Annotated in this window: 18 protein-coding genes and 1 pseudogene; 12 read left to right on the top strand and 7 right to left on the bottom strand. The window is 70.8% G+C overall.

The features are described 5' to 3' along the window. Positions 1–69: 69 nt before the first annotated feature. Entirely contained in the window at positions 70–1,035 is a 966-nt protein-coding gene (locus ABZ717_RS24195; RefSeq protein WP_358514296.1) for an LLM class F420-dependent oxidoreductase, read from the bottom strand. A 176-nt stretch (positions 1,036–1,211) separates the two neighbouring features. Between ABZ717_RS24195 and ABZ717_RS24190 the strand changes: the two genes are divergently transcribed. The 4 genes from ABZ717_RS24190 (at position 1,212) to ABZ717_RS24175 (ending at position 4,456) form a co-directional block, all read left to right on the top strand. Further along, positions 1,212–1,742, top strand: coding sequence for a YbhB/YbcL family Raf kinase inhibitor-like protein (locus ABZ717_RS24190; protein ID WP_358514294.1), 531 nt, complete (start codon positions 1,212–1,214; stop codon positions 1,740–1,742). 270 nt (positions 1,743–2,012) lie between these two features. Further along, on the top strand, positions 2,013–3,074 hold the full coding sequence (locus ABZ717_RS24185; protein ID WP_358514292.1) for an ATP-grasp domain-containing protein: 1,062 nt from the start codon (positions 2,013–2,015) through the stop codon (positions 3,072–3,074). Next, positions 3,071–3,859 carry an inositol monophosphatase family protein gene (locus tag ABZ717_RS24180; RefSeq protein WP_358514290.1) on the top strand — a complete coding sequence of 263 codons (789 nt, stop codon included), beginning with the start codon at positions 3,071–3,073 and terminating at the stop codon, positions 3,857–3,859. The genes ABZ717_RS24185 and ABZ717_RS24180 overlap by 4 nt, the downstream gene beginning before the upstream one ends. Before the next feature lie 126 nt (positions 3,860–3,985). Continuing rightward, positions 3,986–4,456 carry a DUF1707 domain-containing protein gene (locus ABZ717_RS24175; RefSeq protein WP_358514288.1) on the top strand — a complete coding sequence of 157 codons (471 nt, stop codon included), beginning with the start codon at positions 3,986–3,988 and terminating at the stop codon, positions 4,454–4,456. Between the two features lie 15 nt (positions 4,457–4,471). On the opposite strand, the gene ABZ717_RS24170 is transcribed toward ABZ717_RS24175, so the two are convergent. After that, positions 4,472–4,966, bottom strand: a complete 495-nt coding sequence (locus ABZ717_RS24170; protein WP_304078734.1) for a DUF3145 domain-containing protein — start codon at positions 4,964–4,966, stop codon at positions 4,472–4,474. A gap of 364 nt (positions 4,967–5,330) precedes the next feature. Here ABZ717_RS24170 and ABZ717_RS24165 point away from each other — a divergent pair, with 364 nt between their 5' ends. The 4 genes from ABZ717_RS24165 to ABZ717_RS24150 all read left to right on the top strand — a co-directional run bounded on the left by ABZ717_RS24165 (position 5,331) and on the right by ABZ717_RS24150 (position 8,360). Further along, positions 5,331–5,861, top strand: coding sequence for a sigma-70 family RNA polymerase sigma factor (locus tag ABZ717_RS24165; RefSeq protein WP_358514285.1), 531 nt, complete (start codon positions 5,331–5,333; stop codon positions 5,859–5,861). After that, complete coding sequence (locus ABZ717_RS24160; RefSeq protein WP_358514283.1) at positions 5,858–6,250, top strand: carboxypeptidase regulatory-like domain-containing protein; 393 nt, start codon at positions 5,858–5,860, stop codon at positions 6,248–6,250. Before ABZ717_RS24165 ends, ABZ717_RS24160 begins: the two co-directional genes overlap by 4 nt. Before the next feature lie 185 nt (positions 6,251–6,435). Next, positions 6,436–7,308: a hypothetical protein gene (locus tag ABZ717_RS24155; RefSeq protein WP_358514281.1), complete on the top strand. Its 873-nt coding sequence runs from the start codon at positions 6,436–6,438 to the stop codon at positions 7,306–7,308. After that, positions 7,305–8,360: a CHAT domain-containing protein gene (locus tag ABZ717_RS24150; RefSeq protein WP_358514279.1), complete on the top strand. Its 1,056-nt coding sequence runs from the start codon at positions 7,305–7,307 to the stop codon at positions 8,358–8,360. The genes ABZ717_RS24155 and ABZ717_RS24150 overlap by 4 nt, the downstream gene beginning before the upstream one ends. 1 nt (position 8,361) lies before the next feature. Here ABZ717_RS24150 and ABZ717_RS24145 read toward each other — a convergent pair whose 3' ends face one another. The 4 genes from ABZ717_RS24145 to ABZ717_RS24130 form a co-directional block, all read right to left on the bottom strand. Beyond that, entirely contained in the window at positions 8,362–9,015 is a 654-nt protein-coding gene (locus ABZ717_RS24145) for an MBL fold metallo-hydrolase (RefSeq protein ID WP_358514277.1), read from the bottom strand. 41 nt (positions 9,016–9,056) lie between these two features. Continuing rightward, positions 9,057–9,875 (bottom strand): enoyl-CoA hydratase-related protein, encoded by an 819-nt coding sequence (locus tag ABZ717_RS24140; RefSeq protein ID WP_358514275.1) that lies wholly within the window; start codon positions 9,873–9,875, stop codon positions 9,057–9,059. A 130-nt stretch (positions 9,876–10,005) separates the two neighbouring features. Continuing rightward, positions 10,006–10,584, bottom strand: a complete 579-nt coding sequence (locus ABZ717_RS24135; RefSeq protein ID WP_358514308.1) for a DUF5998 family protein — start codon at positions 10,582–10,584, stop codon at positions 10,006–10,008. A gap of 86 nt (positions 10,585–10,670) precedes the next feature. After that, entirely contained in the window at positions 10,671–13,391 is a 2,721-nt protein-coding gene (locus ABZ717_RS24130) for a GNAT family N-acetyltransferase (RefSeq protein ID WP_358514273.1), read from the bottom strand. A 276-nt stretch (positions 13,392–13,667) separates the two neighbouring features. On the opposite strand from ABZ717_RS24130, the gene ABZ717_RS24125 reads away from it, so the two are divergent. Continuing rightward, positions 13,668–14,603, top strand: a complete 936-nt coding sequence (locus ABZ717_RS24125) for a sugar kinase (RefSeq protein WP_358514306.1) — start codon at positions 13,668–13,670, stop codon at positions 14,601–14,603. A 44-nt stretch (positions 14,604–14,647) separates the two neighbouring features. Here ABZ717_RS24125 and ABZ717_RS24120 read toward each other — a convergent pair whose 3' ends face one another. Beyond that, complete coding sequence (locus ABZ717_RS24120; protein WP_358514271.1) at positions 14,648–16,801, bottom strand: RecQ family ATP-dependent DNA helicase; 2,154 nt, start codon at positions 16,799–16,801, stop codon at positions 14,648–14,650. Between the two features lie 228 nt (positions 16,802–17,029). On the opposite strand from ABZ717_RS24120, the gene ABZ717_RS24115 reads away from it, so the two are divergent. From ABZ717_RS24115 to ABZ717_RS24105, 3 genes and pseudogenes are all read left to right on the top strand, one after another. Next, positions 17,030–19,348, top strand: coding sequence for a glycosyl hydrolase (locus ABZ717_RS24115; protein ID WP_358514269.1), 2,319 nt, complete (start codon positions 17,030–17,032; stop codon positions 19,346–19,348). 161 nt (positions 19,349–19,509) lie between these two features. Next, positions 19,510–21,999, top strand: coding sequence for a DNA topoisomerase (ATP-hydrolyzing) (locus ABZ717_RS24110; RefSeq protein WP_358514267.1), 2,490 nt, complete (start codon positions 19,510–19,512; stop codon positions 21,997–21,999). A 43-nt stretch (positions 22,000–22,042) separates the two neighbouring features. Continuing rightward, a pseudogene (locus ABZ717_RS24105) lies at positions 22,043–22,120 on the top strand (glutathione peroxidase); the annotation flags it as partial.

The raw sequence follows: 22,120 nt of genomic DNA, 5'->3' as shown, positions 1-22,120 counted from the left end.
CATACCGAACGGTCGGGATGTCCCCGTCACACCGGTGCGCGTGCGAGGACACCCCGAACGAGGGTCGGATCAGCCTCTTGGCGCGAGTGCGCGGATGATGTCCGCCGGTGCGTGGGAGGACGGTCCGATCGGCGCGATCACCGGGGTGCTCACCCCGGCCGCCACGTAGGACTCGATCCGCTCACGGCAGTACTCCGCCGGCCCGTGCACGATGAGGTCGTCGACCACGGAGTCGGGGATCGCCGCGAGTGCGCCCTTGCGGTCGCCCTCCTCCCACTCCTTCCACATGGGGTCGAGCTCCTCACGACCCAACCACTCGTGGAACGCCCGGTAGACGGGCACGTTCAGGTAGGCGGCGATGGCCCGACGGCCGATCTCCCGAGCGGTCTCCGGGTCGGTGTCGGGGATGGCGAAGATCCGGGCGACGATCTCCTTGTCCTCGCCGAACTCTCGGACGATCGGCGCGACGGTGCGCACGTCCTCGGACGAGAGCCAGTTGATGATGGCGCCGTCGCCCTCTCGACCGGCCAGACGCAGCATGCCCTGACGAAGCGCGGCGACCAGGATCGGCGGCTGCTCCGAGGGCACGGCGCCGAGGGTGAAGCCCTTGACCTCGAAGGTGTCGTAGGCGGCCTTGATCTTCTGACCGGTGAGCGCCTCGCGCAGGAAACGGACGGTGTCGCGGACCTTCTTGTAGGGCTCCTCGAAGGGGATGGAGTTCCAACGCTGCACGATCACGTTGGAGGAGGTGCCGATCCCCAGCGTGAACCGGCCCGGCGCGGCGGCGGCCAGGGAGGCGGCGCTCATCGCCAGGGTCGCGGGACCCCGGGTGTAGGCGGGCACGATCGCGGTGCCCAGCCGCAGCGTCGGCGCCCACACACTGGCCAGGGCCAGGGGCGTGAACCCGTCGGTTCCGTTGGCCTCGGCCGACCAGGCGTCGGTGTAGCCGAGGTCGGGCAGCTCCTCGAAGAGAGCCCGTTGGTCATGCAGGGGGACTCCCTCGAAGGGGACGGTGATGCCCCAGCGGTAGGTCATGACGGCTCCTGTTCGTTCGGATGTGGCACGACCGTACAACGCGACCCCTACCCCGGAGTAGACCGCGTCCCACCGGCGTGCTCGGCAGGGTGTACGTCCCTCGCGGGGCGTATGTTCGGGGACGGGCCCGTCAGCGGGCCGGCACGAACAACCTCGACGACAAGGAGGCCATCACCGTGGCCACGCCACCCTCCCCCTACGACTTCCTGCCGCAGGTCGCCTCGTTCACCGTCACCAGCGACGACGTGGCGGACGGGCGGACACTGCCCAACGCCCAGGTCAGCGGGATCATGGGCGCCGGGGGCGAGGACGTCTCCCCGCACCTGTCCTGGAGCGGGTTCCCCGAGGGGACGCGGAGCTTCGCCGTCACCTGCTTCGACCCGGACGCCCCCACCGCGAGCGGTTTCTGGCACTGGTCGGTGTGCGACGTCCCGGTCGAGGTGACCGAATTGGCGGCGGACGCCGGCAATGGTTCCGGTCTGCCGGAAGGCGCCGTGACCCTGCGCAACGACGCCGGGAGCAACCGCTACATCGGCGCCGCCCCGCCGCCCGGACACGGGCCGCACCGCTACTTCTTCGTGGTGCACGCCGTCGACGTTCCGAGCCTGGGCATCGACTCCTCCGGCAGCCCCGCCTTCCTCGGCTTCAACCTGTTCTCGCACTCGCTGGGACGCGCGATGATCACCCCGGTCTACGAACAGGGGTGACCCGAAGAACCCGGGACCATCGGGAGGGCGGGGACGCGCGGCGCGTCCCCGCCCTTCGGCCTTCCTCCCGGTGCTCTCGGAGCGCACGCACGAAGGGGACCTCCGGTTCACTCCGCAACCGGTTTCGGCCAAACACGAGCCTTGGACGGTCCCTCCGGTCTAGTCTCGATCCATCCCCCTCCCGCACCACTCCGATCCAAAGGGACGTCTGGAAGGGTCTACAAGCCGGTGGCACAGCAGTCTTCGAGCATCCCGAGGAAACCGACTGTCGTGGTGACGACGGCGGGTTCGGCCCCTACCCCCGGAACCATCCTTCACCTACGCGAACAAGGATTCCGGGTGGTGGCCACCGACATGGATCCCACCGCTCCGGGTCTCTACCTCGCCGACCGCGGTTACCTGGTGCCACCGGGCGACAGCGAGGCCTTCCTCCCCCGCATGCGGGAACTGTGCGCGAAGGAGGGCGCGGTCGCCGTCATCCCCTTGGTGGACGAGGAGCTGGTGCGCGTGGGCGAACTGGCCGAGGACGGGGTCGAGGTGTTGTCGCCCCGCCTGGACTTCGTCGACACCTGCCTGGACAAGTACGTGCTGATGCGACGTCTGGAGGACGCCGCGATCGGTGTTCCCCGCACCTGGGCGGCCTCGGAATGGCCCGTCGACGCCGCCGATCGCTCCCCCGGCGGACTCATCGTCAAGCCGCGCAGTGGACGTGGCAGCCGGGGGGTCATGGTCATCGACTCGGCCCGTGACCTGGCCCGCGCGGTCTCCGAGAGCGGGTACGCCGCCGACGAGTTGATCGTGCAGGAACGGGTCATCGGGCCCGAGTTCACGGTGTCGGTGGTGGTCTGGCGGGACGGCGAGGTGCAGGCGGTGGTGCCCAAGGAGGTCGTACTCAAGCAGGGCGTCACCAAGTACGCGGTGAGTCGGCGCAACGCCGAGGTGACGCGTACCTGCCGGGCGATCCAGACGGAGCTGCGCGCGGACGGTCCGTTCAACGTGCAGTTGTGTCTGGACTCCGAGGGTCGGCCGCGGGTGTTCGAGATCAACCCGCGTTTCTCCTCCACGGCGGCGCTGACCGCGGCGGCCGGGGTCGACGAGATCGCGGGGCTGCTGCGCCAGGCCGTGGCCGGGGGTCCCCGGCTGAGCGACGAGTGGCGGGAGGGGGTGGCCATGGTGCGGCGATGGAGCGACGAGTTCCTCAGCGAGCGGGAGTTCACCTCACACGGCATCTCCCCGGCCCCGCAGACCATCCGGCATGGTGAGGGCTTCGCGCTGCCCGGGGCGGTGGCCACGGGCGACCGGTCCCCGGTGGTACCGGTGCGTGCCCGATGAGCGGCGGGCATCCGCTCTCGGAGGCCGTGGCCGCGACGGTCACCGAGGTCGGTTCCCTCTTGCGGGATCGGCGGGAGGACCCCTCGGTGCGCAGCGGTGCGTGGGAGGGCGACCAGTTCAAGGCCGAGGCCGACGCCATGGCCCACCGGGCGCTCTCCCGGCGACTGACCGCGATCGACCCGCGGATTCCGGTGGTCAGCGAGGAGGACCCGGATTCGTTGTCGGGTCCACGCCCGCCGAGGTACTGGCTGATCGACCCGATCGACGGCACCGCCAGCTACGCGCACGGGTTCGACGGCTACGTCACCCAGGCGGCGCTGATGATCGGTGAGGCCCCCGAGGTCGCGGCCGTGTTCGCCCCCCACCATCGGGTCCTGTACACGGCGGTGCGCGGCCAGGGTGCCCATCGGGACGGGATCGCGCTGCCTCGACTCGCTCCCTCCCCTCCCGGTCAGGGGGTGCTCACCGACAACACCTCCGAGCCGGCGGGTATCGCCCGGCGGGTGTACGACCACTTCGGCTACGGCGAGTACCTGGAGAGCGGCAGCATCTCGCTGAAGCTGTGCCGGATCGCCGAGGGGGTCGCCCACCTGTTCGTCAAGGACGTTCCGGTACGCGATTGGGACGTGGCCGCGCCCGCGCTGATCCTGTCCGAGGTGGGCGGTCACCTGACCCGGCTGGACGGCGCTCCCTTCACCTATCGGGGCGCCTACGAGCACACCGGTCTGGTGGGTGCCGCCGACCCCTCGACCTGCCGCGCCGTGTCCCACTGGCTGCAGCCCTGACCTGCGACGATATCGCCTCCTGGGTGGGGCTGGAAAAGCGTGTTGAATCGACCCCCTTGTGCTCTTTCGTGGCGGGGACACGCCACGTAAGGTGTGGTCACCGACTCGCGCCTATGGGGGTGGGAAGTGGAGACCCAACGTCTGCCGCTGAACCGGATGCGCGCCTCTGACACCGAACGCGACCTCACCATCGACCGTCTGGCGACCGCCTATGCCGAAGGCCGTCTGGACGACGACGAGTACGAGCGCCGTGTGGGCACGGCGCTGGTCGCGGTCCGGGTCGGGGAGCTGCGCTCCCTGACCTCTGACCTACCCGTGCCCGTGGTCCCGGTCCCTCCGCCCCGGTTCCACACCGGGCGCGTCCGCGACCCCCGGCCCGAACCCGCGCACCGGCCACGGCGGCTGCCGTGGGCGGAATGGGGCGAGGAATGGCGCTGGTGGCTGGGCGCCGGAGGGGTACTCACCGGTCTGTGGGGGGCGACCAGTCTGCTGGGCGGCGAACTGATGCTGTACTGGCCGCTGGTCCCCTTGGGTATCTGGGCGGCGGTCCTGCTGGCCTCCACGATCTGGCCGGGTGACACCGAGCCGCCCTGCTGACCCTCGTGCGGAGGGTCAGCCGACGGCGTGCAGCCAGCGAACGGGCGCGCCGTCACCGGCGTAGCGGAAGGGCTCCAGCTCCTCGTCCCATGCCCGGCCGGTGAGTCGGTCGAGTTCCGCGGCCAGGTCGCCGCCGTCGACGGCGGCGGTCTCCATCGCCGCGCGCAGCCGGCCCTCGGGAACGAGGACCTCACCGGCGGCGCTGGTGACGGCGGTGAACACGCCGAGGGTGGGCGTGTAGCTGTAGCGGACGCCGTCACAACCCGGTGACGCGTCCTCGGTCACCTCGAAGCGCAGGCGCTGCCACGCGTTCAAGGCCGAGGCCACCGCCCCGGCGGTCCCCGGTTTCCCCTGCCAGTTCAGCTCGGCACGGTGGTTGCCGGGGGCTGCGGGTTGGGCGACCCAGTCGAGTTTCACGGGTACTCCAACGACACCCGCGACCGCCCACTCGACGTGTGGGCACAGCGCCGCGGGCGCGGAGTGGACGTACAAGACGCCACGTGCGGACACCGAACCTCCTGATACGAACGAGTGCGCTTCCCCGACGCCCTCGTATCACGAGAAGGTTACATACCCGCTGCATGCCTTTTGCCCCATTGTGCCCTATAGGCACTCTGGAAACCATCTCGAACACCGGACTTTTCCAGTGTTCCCCACGTGACCCGAAGACCCAGGGATTACCGTGTGCCACAGGCGACGACAGGGAGTCCGATCATAGTGGGAGACGGGTGTGCCAGACCAGCCGCGCGAGCAGATCCACCGCGGTGATCCCCGCCGCAATAGGCCATATTCGAGCACTTCAGGGGATGTATCCCCCACTTTCGAGCCGGTTCCGGCCACTTCCGGCCCCTCCCCTCGACCCGATGCCGAACTCGTGCTCGCCGCCTGCGCCGGCGACTCCGGCGCCTGGGCGGAGATCGTGGATCGCCACCTGCCCACCGTGAACCGCGTCGCCCGTTCCTACGGATTGCCCCGTCAGGACCGGGAGGACGCGGTGCAGACCGTCTGGCTCAACCTCAACCAGCACCTGCCGCGCTTGCACCACCCCCACCTGCTCAGGGCCTGGCTGATCCGGGTGACCGGCGACGTGTGCGGCCGCCAACGCGACCGGTTGCGGAAGCTGGTGCCGGTCGACCCGCACCGGTTGGTCGCGGAGTCCGGATCCGCCCTCGTCCCCGACGTCGAAGACGTGTACCTGCGCAAGGAACGCCATGCCGAGCTGTACCAGGCCATCGACGCGCTGGGCCCGGCCGACCGGCGGGTCGCCCGGCACTACCTGGACGACTCCCCCGGCGCCGCGCCCCTCTCCCACCGCACCACCGCCAACGAGCGACGGAACCTGCTGCGCCGGTTGCGCCGTTCCCTCGACACCACCGAACCGACGGAAGGCGTGCGTGATCCGTGAAAGACACAGAACCCGGCCGGGGTGCGGCTCTGGCCGCCTTCGACCGTACCCTCGACCGGGCCCGCACGGCCCCCACCATCGTCGACTCCACCCCGGCACTCGTCCCGTCCCGTTCCGAGGCCACCACGACGACGCTGTGCTTCCACCTCGATGACCTGCGGGTCGACCTGCGGCTGCGCGCGCACGGGGATCTGAGTTCACTGTCAGGCCTGGTGATCGGCGACTTCGACCACGTGGAGGTGTGCCTGCGCCGACCCGAGGAACACCTGCGTTTGTTCGTACGGGGCGATGGCGCGTTCCACGCCGACCGGCTCCGCCGAGGCCCCTTGGCCCTGACCATGGAGCGTCCGGACCGACTCCCCGTGGTCACCGACTGGTTCACCATCTGAATAGGGCCGAACCGAAACAGGGTGTGTTCCCCTCTCGATGGCTCGCACTCGGCCACCCTTTATCGGGATAGGTCCGGTTCGGTCCCGCCTCGTTCGTCCACAGGTTGGCCGAGGGCACTCCCCCACGGCCCGAACCGCTGCTATCACTGGAGGCGACCGGCCCCACTGGCGAAAGGCAGCCGGACGTGTTGTCCCCCAGCGCGACCTCCGACACCACCGCGACGACCACCGCCCGCCCTCTCCTGGCCAGAGTCGCCGACGGGGTCCGACTGGCCCGGGACGGACGTTTCGAGGACACCGTCACCCTGTTGGAGGACATCCGGAGTCGGCTACGGGGGCACCCCGCCGCGGACCTGGCCCCGGTGCTGCCGGGGGTGCTCACCGACCTGGGGCTGGCCCAGGCCCTGTGCGGTCGCTTCGGGCCGGCCGGGGACCACCTCCACGCGGCACGCGACCTGGCAGAGACCCGCGGGTTGCCGCTGCTCGGCACGGTCGCCCGCCAGAACCAGGGCTGTCTGACCCTGTACCGCGGCGACGCGCCGGGCGCGATCGGGATCTTCCTCGAACTCCTGCCACTGGTACCGGCCGACCGACAGGAGGCACTGCGCGTGGACCTGGCCGAAGCCCTGCTCTGCGAAGGCCAGGTGGAGGAGGCCGGTCGCATCCTGGCCGAGGCACCTTGGCGGGAGGGGCCGACCGACACCGCCCGCACCCTGTTGGAGGCCAAGCTGCGCCTGTTGGAGGGCGATCACAAGGCGGCGTTGGCCCTGTCCCTGCGGGTCCGGCGGCACATCGGACGCGGGTCGCCCTGGTACGGACTGACCCACCGATTGGAGCGGCTCACCGAGCGCACCCACCAGGCCCGTCCCATCGAACGCGCCCGTGGGGCGTTGGAGGTGCGCTCGCCCTCCACCGCCGTCCCGGTCACGAGCCCGCACGCCACCCGCGCGCTCGCCGCCCTCGCCGAGCGTCTGCCCGCACCGGACCTCCACGTCCGACCACGGCCCGCGCCGCTGCCGGGCGCGTGGTTGGGGGCGGCTTCGGCGACCCTCACGTGATCCAGGCCGGTCTGGAGGGCGCGTTGGCGGTGGGCGACCCGGCGACCGCCTTGGAATGGGCGGAGTTGACCCGCACGGAGGTCACACGCGACACCCTGGTCGCGGCGGTCGACACCGAGACCGACCTGACGGTGTCTCGTCGGCGCGCGCCGCGCGGCCCGGTGTTGGGAAGGTTGTTCGACACCCTGGGCGACCGGGCGTTCGTGCACTTCACCAGGGCGGGGGACCAGGCCGTCGCGCTGGTGGCGGTGGCGGGTCGGGTGCGCACCGCGTTCCTGGGCCCGTTGCCGCCCCTGCGTCGCCTCCTGGCCCGAATGCGGCACGAGTGCGAGGCCGTGCCCGTCGACGGATCGGCCCCGGCCCTGGCCACCGTGGACGAGGCCCTGGTGGGCCCGGTGCTGCCGTTGACCGGTGGGCGTCCGCTCGTGGTCACCGGCGTCCCCTACCTGGACGATCCGCCCTGGGGACTGTTGCCGAGCCTGCGGGGTCGACCGGTCACGGTGGTCGCCGGGGCGCGATCCTGGGCGCGGCGACATCCTCCGCGGGGCGGGCGTGTGCTGTTGGCGGCGGCCGCCGAACCGGCCGGGGCGGGAGCGGAGGTCCGCGCACTCGCCGGCATCCACCCGGGCTCCCGGGTACTGGAGCGGGCCCGGCGGGATCAGGTCCTGGCGGCGCTCACCGACACCGACCTGGCCCACCTGGCCGGGCACGGGCACGCCGGCGAACGTTCGGCGCTGTCGTCCCGGGTCGAACTGTCCGACGGCCCGCTGTCGGCCCGGGACCTGTTGCGGGTGCCCGCTCCGGCGGCGCTGGTCACCCTGGCCACCTGTTGGGGCGGCCGAGGGTTCCTCACACGCTCACCGGGTGGCTTCGCGGGCACCCTGTTGGCGCTCGGGACGCGCACCGTGGTCGCGAGTCCGTTGCCGGTCTCCGACGAACGCACGGGTGCGGCCATGCGGCTGTTCCACCGCGCGTTGGCCGGTGGCGGGGACGTGTCCGAGGCGGTCGCCGACCACCTCGGACACGTGGGCTTTTGCTGCTATGTCGGCTGAGTCACCAGCCGCGCTCACCCCATTGGGACAGGTTCGGACGCTCGGCGCCGAGCGTGGTGTCCTTGCCGTGGCCGGGGTAGATCCAGGTGTCGTCGGCCAGGGCTCCGAAGACACGCTCGGAGACGTCACCGAAGAGAGTCCGGAAGTCCTCCTCGGACCAGGTCTTGCCGACCCCTCCCGGGAAGAGGCTGTCCCCGGTGAACAGGTGGGTGTGGCCTTCGGGGTCGTCGTAGCGCAGGGCGATCGAACCGGGTGTGTGCCCGCGCAGGTGGATGACGGTGAGCGCACAGTCCCCGACCCGGACCGTGCTGCCGTGGGTGACGGGTTCGTCGACCGACACCGGGAGTTCGTCGGCGTCGTCGGGGTGGGCGACCGTGTGGGCGCCGGTCTGGCCGACGATCTCGGCCAGCGCCTGCCAGTGGTCCTGGTGGCGGTGGGTGGTGACCACGCGGGCCAACCCGTCCTCGCCGATCATCTCCAGGACGCGGTCGGCCTCGGCCGCCGCGTCGATGAGGACGGCCTCCCCCGTGGCGCGGCAGCGCAGGAGGTAGGCGTTGTTGTCCATCGGGCCCACGGCCAGTTTGGTGATCGTCAGTTGCGGTAGTTCGCGCAGGTCGGCGGGGCCGCCGACCCTGGTATCTCCGGAGTAGCTCACCCGTCCATTGTGGCCTGTCATGGCGGGCGTGTGCACCCAGGTCACCGAGCCCAGTGCGGGGGGCGTTTCTCGAAGAAGGCGGCGCGTCCCTCGGCCGCGTCCTCCGCGGCGAAGAACTCGGCGGACAGTTCACCCATCCGGGCGAAGGCCTCGTCGCGCCGGCCGGGTACGGCCTGGGCACCTCCGCTCATCTCGCCGACGAGTTCCTTGGTGCGGGACAGCGCGCGTGGCGCCGCCCCGCGCAGCCCCCGCAGGATCGAGTCGATGGTGTCCCGCATCTCCCGATCGGGCACGGCCTCGGTGATGAGCCCCGCCTCCGCCGCGGCCGCGGCGTCGAACATCTCACCGGTGAGGAAGTAGCGGCTGAGTTGGCGCGGGCGCACGCGCGCGGACACGGGGACCGAGATGATCGCCGGGACCACACCGATGCGCACCTCGGTGAAGGCGAAGGTGGTGCTCTTGGGGGCCAGGGCGATGTCGGCGGCGGCGACCAGGCCGATGCCGCCGGCCCGGGCCGCCCCGTTGAGCACCGCGACGACGGGTTTGGGGCCGCCCATGATCTGTTCGAAGATCTCGGGCAGTTCCGGGGCCGGTTCGACGGGTTCGCCCGCCAGGGCCGCCGCGATCTCCTTGAGGTCGGCGCCGGCGCAGAACACCGGGCCCTCACCGGTGAGCACGATGGCGCGCACCTCGTCGTCGGCCATGGCGTCGGCGAGGGCCTTGGAGAGTTCGGTGCGCAACCGGGCGGAGAGCGCGTTGCGGTTGCGCGGGGAGTCGAGGGTGATCGTGGCGATGGCCCTGTCGACACTCGACTTCACGAGCGGGGCGTCGGGGGTCGCGGAAGGCTGGTGCTGCGTCATCGCGAGCTGACCTCTCTTGCGTCGGTGGGAGTGAACCCGGTCACCACAGTTGACCGGAACACACGGTAACCATTCACCGTCGCTCGGACCGACACCGGGGCGGGGCCGCGCGGCCCCGCCCCGGGCGTGGTCAGCGTCCCCGGGCCGCCACGGACAAGGCGTCGGAGAAGTGCATCATCGCCTGCACCGCTTCGGCGCCGTCGGCCGCCTCGCTGACCCTCAGGGTGAGCGGTTCGGCGGTGATGGCACCGGTGTAGCCGTGGTCGAGCTCGCAGCTCTCGTCGGCGCAGGAGGCCGGCTCCAGGTCGATGTGGGCGACCGCGCTCCAGTTCACCGACAGGTTGACGCTGAGCACCAGCTCGCTGGGGGTGCTCCCCGCCGTGTACTGGGCGGGGTTGGGCACCACCCGGGTCAGCGCCACCGACTGGACGTTGCCCAGCTGGATGCTGTCGGTCGTGGTGGAGGCGTGCGAGGTACCGCCCGGCTCGGTCGGTGGGTGCTCGTCGGTGTGGCAGACCACCAGTCGGGTCTCGGTCAGCAGCATCACGGTGATGTGCCGGCGCATCTCCATGGCCGGGTCGAAGGTCGCCTCGTGGTGCACGATGAACGCCTTGGCGTCCTCGTCACCCAGGACGTCGGCGACCGCGTCGATGACCAGGGCGGGGTAGTACCCGCTCCGTTCGATCTCCAGGCGCCAGTCCGTGGGCACGGCACGTGTTTTCCTCATACCCCTATCCTGCCCCCTCCCGGTGACACTTCGCGACCGTCGCCCGAAGAGAGCCGACCATTGGCGGATCAGAACGTCACCCCGCGCAACCTCCGAGGCCCGGAGTCCGGACGCACGTCGGGCGCCTCCCGCAACCACATGCGCGCGCCCAGGACGTGGGCGCCGGTGGCGTTGACGAGCACCGGGTCCAGGTCCACGTAGCCGATCTCGGGGAAGGCCTCCACCAGGCGCGAGACCCGGATGAGGAGTTCCTCCAGGGCCTCCACGTTGGGCTGTTCGGCCAGCGAGGTCGCCCCCGCGGGCAGCCCGAACAGCAGCGGGGCGGCGCGGACCGCGTGGATGAGGTCGGCCGCGTCCATGTCGGTCAGCGGCGCCAACCGGAAGGCACGGTCGTCGAGGAGTTCCGCGGTGACGTCGGCCAGGCCGAAGGAGACCACCGACCCGAAGGACTGGTTGTCCCCGGCCCGGATCACCGTGGGCACCCCGGGCGCGGCCAGACGCTGGACCACCAGGTCGGCCTCGCCGCCGAAGCGGTCGTACAGCGACAGGTAGGCGCTGCGCACGTCCTCGGGGGTGCGCAGGTCGGCGCGGACGAACGTACCTCCGGCGCGGACCCGCAGGTCGGGGGCGTCGGCCTTGACCACCGCCGGGTAGCCCAGCTCGCCCGCGGCGACCACGGCCTCCTCCGCCGAGTCCACCTTGATGTCGGGATAGGCGGCGATGCCGTAGCAGGACAGCAGCTCGTGCGCGTCCTCGCTGGAGATCGCCGTCTCCTCGTCGTAGCGTCGCTCCCCGCCGAACCAGGCGATGTCGCCCTTCTCCGCTCCGACCTTCGACAGGGCCCGGGCGATGACGGTGCGGGCCCGGGCGCCGTCGAGGTCGGGCAGCTCGGGGTGCCGGCCGGGTTTGCGGTCCCGCCACTGGGCGTAGCGGGTCGCGTGGGCGAGGGCGCGCACGGCGTCCTCGGGGGCGGGGTAGGAGGGGACCGAACCGTGCAGGGTCTGTCCCTGGTCCCCGACGTGCCTGAGCTCCTCGGGGATGCCCTGTCGGGCCAGGTAGGTGGTGACGATCGGCTTGTCCGACTCCAGGGCGCGGGCGCGCAGCACCCGGGCCACGTCGTCGCCGATGGGGTGCAGGGCCGGGACGAAGACCACCACGACCGAGTGCACGTCGTCGGCGGCCATGGCCGCCCGGAGGGCGTTGTCGAAGTCCTCCGCGGTGGCCTGCGGGCCCAGGTTCACGGGTTCGTGCGGTTTGAGGCCTTGGCGGACGGCGGCGTCCTTGGCCAGCAACTCCAGGGAGTCGGAGTTGCCGATGATGCCCACCCGCGGCCCCGCGGGCAGCGGCTGGTAGGCGAACACCTGGGCGGCGTCGAACATCTGGGTGATGTCGTCCACGCGCACCACCCCGGCCTGCTCGAAGAGGGAGGTGACGGCGTAGTCGGGCAGGGCCAGCCCGCCGGCGGCGTGGCCGGTGGGCGTGGTCCGCGCCGAACCGCCGCTGCGCACCGCCACGATCGGCTTCTGCTTGGCCAGGCGCCGGGCCAGACGGGTGAACTTGCGCGGGTTGCCCAGGGACTCCAGGTACTGCAGGACGACCTGGGTGGCCGGGTCCTCCTGCCAGTACTGCATGAGGTCGTTGCCGGACACGTCGGCGCGGTTGCCCGCGGACACGAACGTGGACAGTCCCATGCCCCGGTCGGCGACCCGTTGCAGGATGGCGCGACCCAGCGCGCCGGACTGGGAGAAGAATCCGATGGGGCCGGCCGGGGGCAGGTCCGGGGAGAGGGTGGCGTTGAGGGAGATCGACGCGTCGGTGTTGGCGACGCCCAGGCAGTTGGGTCCCACCACGCGCATACCGGCGGCGCGGGCGGTGCGCACCAGCTCGTCCTGGCGGACGCGACCCTCCGGGCCGATCTCGCCGAACCCGGAGCTGACCACGACGAGTCCGTGCACGCCCTTCTCGGCACACTGTTCGACCACGTCCACGACCGTCTCCGCGCGCACCGCCACCACGGCCAGGTCGACCTGGTCGGGGATGTCCAGCACCGACGGGTAGGCACGCACGCCCACCACGGCCCTGGCCTCGGGGTGCACCGGGTAGACGGGGCCCTGGAACTCACCGCCCAGGAGGTTGCGCAGGGCGGTCTGACCGATGGTGTGCGCGGTCCGGCTGGCGCCGATGACGGCGACCGACTCCGGGAAGAGCAGACGGGCGATGGAACGCGACTCCGAGCGCTGCTCGCGGGCCCGCATGACCTCTTGGGAGTCGTCGGTGGGCTGCAGGTCCAGCGTGAGCCGGATGACCCCCTCGTCGAAGGTCTGTTGGGCGGTGTACCCGGCCTCACGGAAGACGTTGATCATTCGTCGGTTCTCGGGCAGCACGTCGGCGATGAAACGCCGCACCCCGCGTTCGCGGGCGGCCGCTCCGATGTGTTCGAGCATGACCGAGGCCAGGCCACGGCCCTGGTGACCGTCCTCGACCACGAAGGCGACCTCGGCCTCCTCCGGGGCGACCTTGTCGTAACGCACCACGGAGACCAGGGAGTCCGAGATCGTGGCGACCAGGGCCACGCGCTCCTCGTAGTCGACCGTGGTGAAGCGTTCGACGTCGCGGTTGGACAGCTTGGGGTAGGGCGCGAAGAACCGGTAGTAGATCGTCTCCGGCGAGAGCCGGGCGTGGAACTCGCGCAGCAGGTCGGCGTCGTCAGCGGTGATGGGGCGCAGGTGCGCGGTGCCGCCGTCGGTCAGAACGACGTCGGCTTCCCAGTGTTTCGGGTAGGACTGCACGACTGCGAGACTAGACGACAATCGGTCGGATACGGGGAGTGTCCCCACCGTCCGGCCGAAATCACCGCCCGTTCCTCCCGTCGAGCAAGCGCTTTCGGGACGGTGCGCACCCGGGTCCACGTACCCTGATGCGGTGGGGCGCAAGACCCCGACATCGCCTTGGTGACCGTGTGTCCGGGGTGCTGTCAGTTCGTTACCCGACCCTGATCGTTAAACTGTTAACGTCGTGCGGGCACAGGTTCTCAACACTCGGTGGTGGCTGGCGAAATGACTCGAGTGGTCGTGATCGGTGATCTGATGACCGACGCCGTCGCGCGCGCGTTCCACCCGTTGGCCAGGGGTAGTGACACCCCCGCCTCGGTGGTCATGTACGGCGGCGGTTCCGGGGCCAACATCGCGTCCTGGTTGTCGGTCGAGGGCACCGAGACCACGTTCGTGGGTCGCCGGGGCTCCGACATAACCGGACGTACCCGCGAGATGGAACTCATGGGCTACGGCCTGGACTCGCGCATGGTGATGGATCCCGAGCGCGCCACCGGGCACTGCGTCGTCATGATCACCCATCGCGGTGACCGGACGATGCTCAGCGACCCGGGCGCCAACGCGCGTCTACAGCCCGAGGACCTTCCCCGCGACGTGTTCGGCCCCGACGGGCACCTGCACGTCTCCGGCTACACGCTGATCAACTCCGACTCGCGTCGCGCGGCCCGGGTGGCCCTGCGCATGGCCCGCGAGAGCGGCATGTCGATCTCGGTGGACGGCGGTTCGCACGCACCGTTGGAGCGTGCCGGCGCGGAGGACTTCCTGGAGTGGACCCAGGGCGCGCGACTGCTGTTCGTCAACGTCGACCAGGCCCGGGTGCTCACCGGCCGGGACGAGCCCGAGGCCGCCGCCAAGGTTCTGACGGCCTGGTTCCCCAACGTCGTGATCAAGCTCGGTGAGGACGGCGGCCTGTGGGCGTCCAAGACCCGTGAGGACTGTGTGAGGGCCCCGGCCGAACCGGTGGATCCGTCCCCGGGCTCGGTGGGCGCCGGCGACGCGTTCATCGCCGGCTTCCTGCCCGCGTGGTTGGCCGGCCGGCACCCCAAGGAGGCGTTGGGCCGCGCCAGCCGCCTGGCCGCCCGAGCCCTGCACCAGCCGGGCGCCCGCCCCGACCTGGGCGAGGGCCGACCGGTCCGAAGAGGCGCCCCCAGAGGCCAGCGCATCCGTTAGCAGTGTCTCTGAGCGCCTCCGCTAGCGCTTTGGCGTGTTCGGGTTCAGCCGCCGGTGGTGGCCAGGGTGAGCGGTAGCACCTCCGGGGCTCCGGCGCGGCGCAGCAGGGCGGCGCCGACGGTCAGGCTCCAACCGGTGTCGACCACGTCGTCCACCAGCAGCAGCGGGCCCGGGGTACTCGCCTGGAGTTCGGTCACACGTTCCTGGAGTTCCGGGTCGGCGACCAGTGACGAGTAGACCTGTCCCAGGCGCATGGCGCTGTTGTGCCGGCGTGGGCCCGGGCCGTCCTGCGTTCGGTAGGACAGCGATCCCAGGGGGACCAGCCTGCCGAGCGAGGACAGCCGGTCGGCCAGGTCCGCCACCAGGGTCGGGCGGGTGAGGGAGGGCATCGCGACCACGCCGACGGGCCGGTTCTGCCAACCCCAGGTGGCCAGGACCCGGACCACGCCTTGGAGCATCCGTTCGTCCACGGGTGCGTCGGGGGCGTCCTCGGCCAGGACACGCCGCAGTTCGTTGCCCCAGCCGATGTCGGTGATCCGGCCGAGCGCGCGGCCCTCGCCGGCCCGCAGGTTCTCGGGGATCTTCCCGGACAGGTCCACCCCCAGCGCGGACATGCCGGTGGGCCACTGGCGGCGTGGGGCCACGGGTGTGCCCGGGCGGTCCAGGTGGTCGGCGGCGGCCTTGCGGCGACCGGAGTCCACTTCGGTCGGCCAGTACCGTCCGGTGCACACGTCGCAGCGGCCGCATGCGGTGGCCTCGGGGTCGTCGAGCTGGCGGCGGAGGAACTCCATCCGGCAGGTGTCGGTGGCGATGTAGTCGAGCATGGCGCGCTGTTCGCGCTCTCGGGCGGCGCTCACCTGGGCGTAGCGTTCGGTGTCGTAGGCCCATGGCCGACCGGTGCCGACCCAGCCGCCGCGCACTCGCCGCACCGCTCCGTCCACGTCCAGCACCTTGAGCATCTGCTCCAATCGGGTGCGGCGCAGGTCGACCCGGGTCTCCAGGTGGGCGACCGACAGGGGCTTGTCGGCCTCGGCGAGCACGGCGAGGGTCTCGCGGACGGTGTCCTCCGGGGGGAAGGACAGTCCGGCGAAGTACTCCCAGATCTGGACGTCCTCGCGGCCCGGCAGCAGCACCACCTCGGCGCGGTCCACGCCACGGCCGGCACGACCGACCTGCTGGTAGTAGGAGATGGGCGACTGCGGGGCGCCCAGGTGCACCACGAATCCGAGATCGGGTTTGTCGAAGCCCATGCCCAGGGCGCTGGTGGCGACCAGTGCCTTCACCCGGTTCTCCAACAGGGCGTCCTCGGCGGCACGACGTTCGTCGGGGTCGGTGCGTCCGGTGTAGGCCAGCACTTCCAGGCCCTGTTCGGTGAGGAAGCGGGCGGTCTCCTCGGCGGCGCTGACGGTGAGGGTGTAGACGATGCCCGAACCCGGGATGGTGGGCAGGTGTTCGGCCAGCCAGCTGAGCCTGGCGGTGGGGTCGGGCAGCTCGGCCACGCCCAGGCGCAGGCTCTCGCGTTCCAGGGGACCGCGCAGCACCAGGGTGTCGGCCCGCTCCGCGCCGGCCTGGAGTTGCTCGGCCACGTCGTGGGTGACCCGTTCGTTGGCGGTGGCGGTGGTGGCCAGCACCGGCACCCCGTCGGGGAGGTCGTGCAGCAGGGAGCGGATGCGGCGGTAGTCGGGGCGGAAGTCGTGTCCCCAGTCGGAGACGCAGTGCGCCTCGTCGATGACGACCAGGCCGGCCCCCGCCGCGAGTTCGGGCAGCACCCGGTCGCGGAACTCGGGGTTGTTGAGCCGTTCCGGACTGACCAAGAGGACGTCGACCCGCCCCTGGGCGACCTCGGCGTAGGTCTGCTCCCACGCGGTGGTGTTGGTGCTGTTGATGGTGTGGGCGCGGATCCCGGCGCGTTCGGCGGCGGCGATCTGGTTGCGCATCAGGGCCAACAGCGGAGAGACGATGACGGTCGGCCCGGCGCCCTCGGCCCGACGCAGGGCGGTGGCCACGAAGTACACCGCCGACTTGCCCCATCCGGTGCGCTGCACCACCAGGGCACGGCGGTGTTCGGCGACCAGGGCGTGGATGGCGGTCCACTGGTCCTCGCGCAGTCGCGCGGAGTCGCCCGCCAGGGCGCGCAGGTGTTCCTCGGCGCGTTCGCGCAGGGCGGTGGTGTCGGTGAGGTCCGTGGGAGTGGCCATGTCCTCTTTGGTACCAGAGCCGGAGGGGGTCCGAGCGGTTGTCCACAGGCCTGGCACGGGGAGCCATCTCACAGGGACCCCCGATAACGGTAAGGAAACTTTCCAGTCTGCCGGCATTGCGCTCCGACGAAGCAGTCCGAACACTGTCCGTCAGGACTCATGTCCTCCCCGCAGTGGGAGCGCTCCCGCTACCTTCGCGCCCCACCAGAAGTACGAAAGGCACACGAGATGGCACACCCCCGCCGCCCCGCTCACGCGCGCCCACGCGGCCGCAGGCTCGGCCTGCTCGCCGCCGCCTCGGCGCTCGTGGTCGGCGCTTCAGCCCTCGCGGTGACCGATGCCGTGACCGGCGGCATCATCCCCGTCTCCGCCGAGGCCGCCGAGGTCCCCGTCGGCTCCGGTGGTTACACCGACACCCTCCCCGAGGGCTACTCGGGCCCCTCCGACCTGGACGGCAACCCGGTATCCCCCAAGGTCACGGATGACTTCGAGGGTCCCGCGCCCACCAACGAGTGGTGGTCCTCACTCATCTTCCAGCGCTACGCGGACAACCCCCACGGCGAGAACCTCTTCGCCCACCCGCTGAGCTTCCTGCCGCACTCCGGCGGCCTGGAGATGGGCTACCCCGACTCCCACCAACTCGTGGGCGACGACCTCAAGTACGAGTACACCGCCGTCTCCGACCTCAGCCTCGGCGTGGCCGGTCTGGACTCCCCCGACACCCGCACCGCCGACCACGGCGACTGGACCGTCACCGCCCACTGGGAGGGCGGCGGCTCCACCCTGCGCGTCACCCTCGGCCAGGGCCTGCCCTTCGCCTACGCGGAGACCTCCGGTGGCGCCGCGGAGGTGACCTTCGAGGGCACCCCCGACGTCTGGCACGAGGACGGATCCACCGTCGGCGCCACCGTCAACGGACGCCACTACGCCCTGTTCTCCCCCTCCGACGCCCCCTGGACCCTCTCGGGCGACACCCTCACCGCCGACACCGGTGACGACGGGTACTACTCCGTGGCCGTCCTGCCCGAGCCCGACGACCTGGACGCCTTCGCCCCCTACGCGCACTCCGTCGTCACCGACTCGCTCGTCGAGTACGACTACGACGAGGCCGCCGCCACCCTCACCAGCACCTACAGCCTGGCGACCGAGGCGCGCGAGGGCGAGGAGACCGGCACGCTCATGGCGCTCTACCCGCACCAGTGGGCGAACGTCACCGGCGACCTCACCGACCTGACCTACGCCTCACCCCGCGGTGAGATGCGCGTGTCGGAGGGCTCGTCCTTCACCACCGAGCTCACCACCCAGGGCATCATGCCCAGCCTGCCCACGGTGGACGGCGCCGACCACGATCGCATGGCCACCCTCATCGACGAGGTCCTGGCGGAGGAGGAGCTCTTCCCCGAACCCGGCGACACCTACTGGGACGGCAAGGCCATGGGACGACTCGCCCAGCTCGTGCCCATCGCCGACTCCATCGGCGACACCGAGGCCCGCGACGAACTCCTCGGCCTGGTCAAGGAACGGCTGGAGGACTGGCTGACCGTCGGCGGCACCCGCCAGTTCCACCACGACGCCGAATGGGGCGCCATGCTCGGCTACCCCGACAGCTTCGGCGCCGCCACCGAGCTCAACGACCACGACTTCCACTACGGATACTTCGTCTCGGCGGCCGCCACGGTCGCCCGCTACGACGCCGAATGGGCGGCCGAGGACGCCTGGGGCGGCATGATCCGTCTCCTCATCCGCGACGTGGCCTCCACCGACACCGACGACGAGATGTTCCCGCGTCTGCGGTCCTTCTCCCCCTACGCCGGACACGGTTGGGCCTCCGGCCACGCCGGGTTCGCCGCCGGCAACAACCAGGAGTCCTCCTCCGAGGGCATGCACTTCGCCGCCGCCACCGCGCACTTCGGCGCGCTGACCGGCGACGAGGAACTCCGCGACCTGGGCGTGTACCTGCACACCACCCAGGCCTCCACCATCGCCCGCTACTGGCAGGACCAGGGTGGTGAGACCTTCCCCGAGGACTACCCCGAGGACGTCGTCGGCATGGTCTGGGGAGACGGCGGCGACTACCGCATCTGGTGGGACGGCGGCCACGAGGAGCACTACGGCATCAACTACCTGCCCATCACCGCCGGTTCCCTCTACCTGGGCCACGACCCCGAGCACGCCGGGGCGATCTACGAGTCGCTCGTCGACAAGCTCGGTGGCGAACCCGAGATCTGGCGCGACATCCACTGGGCGCACCGGGCCCTGTCCGACGGGGACGACGCCCTGCGCATGTTCGAGGAGCAGTGGGAGACCTACGAACCCGAGGAGGGCGGTTCCAAGCCGCACACCTACCAGTGGGTGTCCACCCTCGCCGAGTTCGGCACCGTGGACGTCTCCGTGACGGCCGACACCGCGCACTACGCGGTCTTCGACGACTCCGGGACCCGTACCCACACGGCGTTCAACCCGACCTCCGAGACCCTCACCGTCGGCTTCTCCGACGGGACCACGCTGGAGGTCCCCGCCGGCGAGACCGCCGTGACCAGCGGTTAGGGGTCGCCACGCAGCGTTGAGGGTTTTCCGTCCCCGGCACGGTGCCGGGGACGGAAAACCCTCTCCGGGCCGGCGCGAAACCCCGTTGCAGCGCGACTCACACACGCCCGACCACGCTCCCGTGTACGTTTCAGTCACCGGGGCAGGCCAGAATTACGGACATGGCCCGTACTACTTCCCGTCCCCCCGAGGATCTCGCCGAGAAGATCATCGACATCGACGTCTCCGAGGAGATGCGCGGCAGCTTCCTGGAATACGCGTACTCGGTGATCTACCAACGCGCCCTACCGGACGCACGCGATGGCATGAAGCCGGTTCAACGGCGCATCCTCTACCAAATGAACGAGATGGGTCTGCGGCCCGACCGCGGACACGTCAAGTGCGCCCGCGTGGTCGGGGAGGTGATGGGCCGACTCCACCCCCATGGCGACTCCGCCATCTACGACGCCCTGGTGCGGCTCAGTCAGTCCTTCGCCATGCGCGTGCCCCTGGTCGACGGCCACGGCAACTTCGGTTCCCTGGGCGGCGACGACGCCCCGGCCGCCATGCGTTACACCGAGGCTCGCCTGGACCACCCCGCCGAGCTGCTGGTGTCCTCCATCGACGAGGACGTCGTCGACTTCAAACCGAACTACGACGGCCAGGAGACCGAGCCCGAGGTCCTTCCCGCGGCCTTCCCCAACCTCCTGGTCAACGGCACCAGCGGCATTGCCGTCGGTATGGCCACCAACATGGCCCCGCACAACCTCGGTGAGGTCGTCGCGGCCGCCCGCCACCTCATCGCCAACCCCGAGGCGGAGCTGGACGAGCTCATGGAGTTCGTCCCCGGCCCCGACCTGCCCACCGGCGGCACCATCGTCGGTCTCGACGGCGTCCGCGACGCCTACCGCAAGGGCCGCGGCACCTTCAAGACGCGGGCGACCGTGGCCATCGAGAAGGTGTCGGCCCGCCGCACCGGCCTGGTCGTCACCGAACTGCCCTACAGCGTCGGCCCCGAGAAGGTCATCGCGCGCATCAAGGAACTGGTGCAGTCCAAGAAGCTCCAGGGCATCTCGGACCTGAAGGACCTCACCGACCGCAACCAGGGCCTGCGTCTGGTCATCGAGCTCAAGAACGGCTTCAACCCCGAGGCCGTCCTGGAGGAGCTGTACCGGCTCACGCCGATGGAGGAGTCCTTCGGCATCAACAACGTGGCCCTGGTCGAGGGCCAACCGCAGACCCTGGGCCTGCGCGAACTCCTTCAGGTCTACGTCGGCCACCGTCTCGAAGTGGTGCGTCGGCGCAGCGAGTTCCGCCGCAAGAAGCGCCGGGAGCGCCTGCACCTGGTCGACGGTCTGGTCGTCGCCCTGCTCGACATCGATCGGGTGATCGGACTCATCCGCGAGGCCGACGACACCGCGGCGGCCCGTGAGGCCCTCATGGGCGCCTACGAGCTGTCCGAGATCCAGGCCCGCTACATCCTCGACACCCCGCTGCGTCGTCTGACCCGCTTCGACCGGCTGGAGCTGGAGACCGAGCGGGAGAAGCTGAACAAGGAGATCGACGAGCTCACCGCGATCCTGGAGTCGGACAACAAGCTCCGCCGCCTGGTGTCCAAGGAGCTCAACGAGGTCTCCAAGAAGTTCGCCACCCCCCGACGCACCCAGTTGCGCGAGAGCGACGGCGCCACCCGCTCCGCCGTGATCCCGCTGGAGATGGCCGACCAGCCCTGCCACGTACTGTTCGGCGTGGACGGCCGGATCGTCCGCACCAAGGGCGCCACGCTGCCCCGCCCCTACGATGGGCTGCGCGTGGCGCACGACACGGTCCACGTGTCGATCCCCACGACCTCGCGTTCGGATGTCGGCCTGGTCACCGCCCTGGGCCGGATGATCCGGGTCCCGGTCGTGGAACTACCGGAGCTACCGGCCCCGGTCGAGGGTGAGGAGGACCCGCCCCCGCCGCTCACGCACGGGCTCGACGTGAGCGAGTTCGTCGCGCTCGACGGGGACGAGACCGTGGTGAGCGTGGTGTCGATGCGCGTCGACGGACCCGGGTTCGTCGTGGGCACCCTGGGCGGTGTGGTCAAGCGGGTCGCCCCCGACTACCCGCCCAACAAGGACGACTTCGAGATCATCACGCTCAAGGACGACGACCGGATCATCGGAGCCACCCAGCTGTCCACGGGTGAGGAGGATCTCGCCTTCGTCACCTCCGAGGCGCAGCTCCTGCGCTTCTCCGCCTCGACGGCGCGTCCCCAGGGGCGCCCCGCCGGGGGGGTGTCCGGTGTCAGGCTGGCCGAGGACGCCCGCGTATTGTGGTTCGGTGCGGTGCCGAGCCCCGAGGACTCGGTCGTGGTGACCGTGTCCGGTAGCGGTAACGCCCTCACGGGTACACAGGCCGGATCGGCCAAGGTCACCCCGTTCGAGTCCTACCCGGCCAAGGGACGGGCCACCGGGGGCGTACGCTGCCACCGCTACCTCAAGGGAGAGGACACCCTGCTCTTCGCGTGGGTGGGACGTTCACCGGCCAGGGCTTCGCGTGCCGACGGCAAGCCGGTTCGACTTCCCGACCTCACCGAACGGCGGGACGGTTCCGGCGAGGCGCTTCCACGCGCCATCACCACCGTGGGTAGCGGACAGACCGACTCCGGTATCTCGGCACCCGAGTAGGACGCCTGAGGTCCCGTGGGTGCGGGCCGTACACGGATTCGACTTCATGGGCCAGGAACCCGGCACCCACGAGGAGATCGCCACCTTCTGCTCCACCACCTATGGGACGACCTTCCCCATG

It is taken from the genome of Nocardiopsis sp. NPDC006832 (assembly GCF_040635885.1).
Classification (GTDB): domain Bacteria; phylum Actinomycetota; class Actinomycetes; order Streptosporangiales; family Streptosporangiaceae; genus Nocardiopsis.
Note: the sequence above shows the minus strand (reverse complement) of the source record. Positions and strands in the feature narration are given on the sequence as shown.

Coding starts and splice junctions, on each gene's coding strand:
- ABZ717_RS24140 (WP_358514275.1), bottom strand. CDS start 9,875: ATGACGCAGCACCAGCCTTCCGCGACCCCCGACGCCCCGCTCGTGAAG.
- ABZ717_RS24110 (WP_358514267.1), top strand. CDS start 19,510: ATGGCCCGTACTACTTCCCGTCCCCCCGAGGATCTCGCCGAGAAGATC.
- ABZ717_RS24180 (WP_358514290.1), top strand. CDS start 3,071: ATGAGCGGCGGGCATCCGCTCTCGGAGGCCGTGGCCGCGACGGTCACC.
- ABZ717_RS24120 (WP_358514271.1), bottom strand. CDS start 16,801: ATGGCCACTCCCACGGACCTCACCGACACCACCGCCCTGCGCGAACGC.
- ABZ717_RS24115 (WP_358514269.1), top strand. CDS start 17,030: ATGGCACACCCCCGCCGCCCCGCTCACGCGCGCCCACGCGGCCGCAGG.
- ABZ717_RS24195 (WP_358514296.1), bottom strand. CDS start 1,035: ATGACCTACCGCTGGGGCATCACCGTCCCCTTCGAGGGAGTCCCCCTG.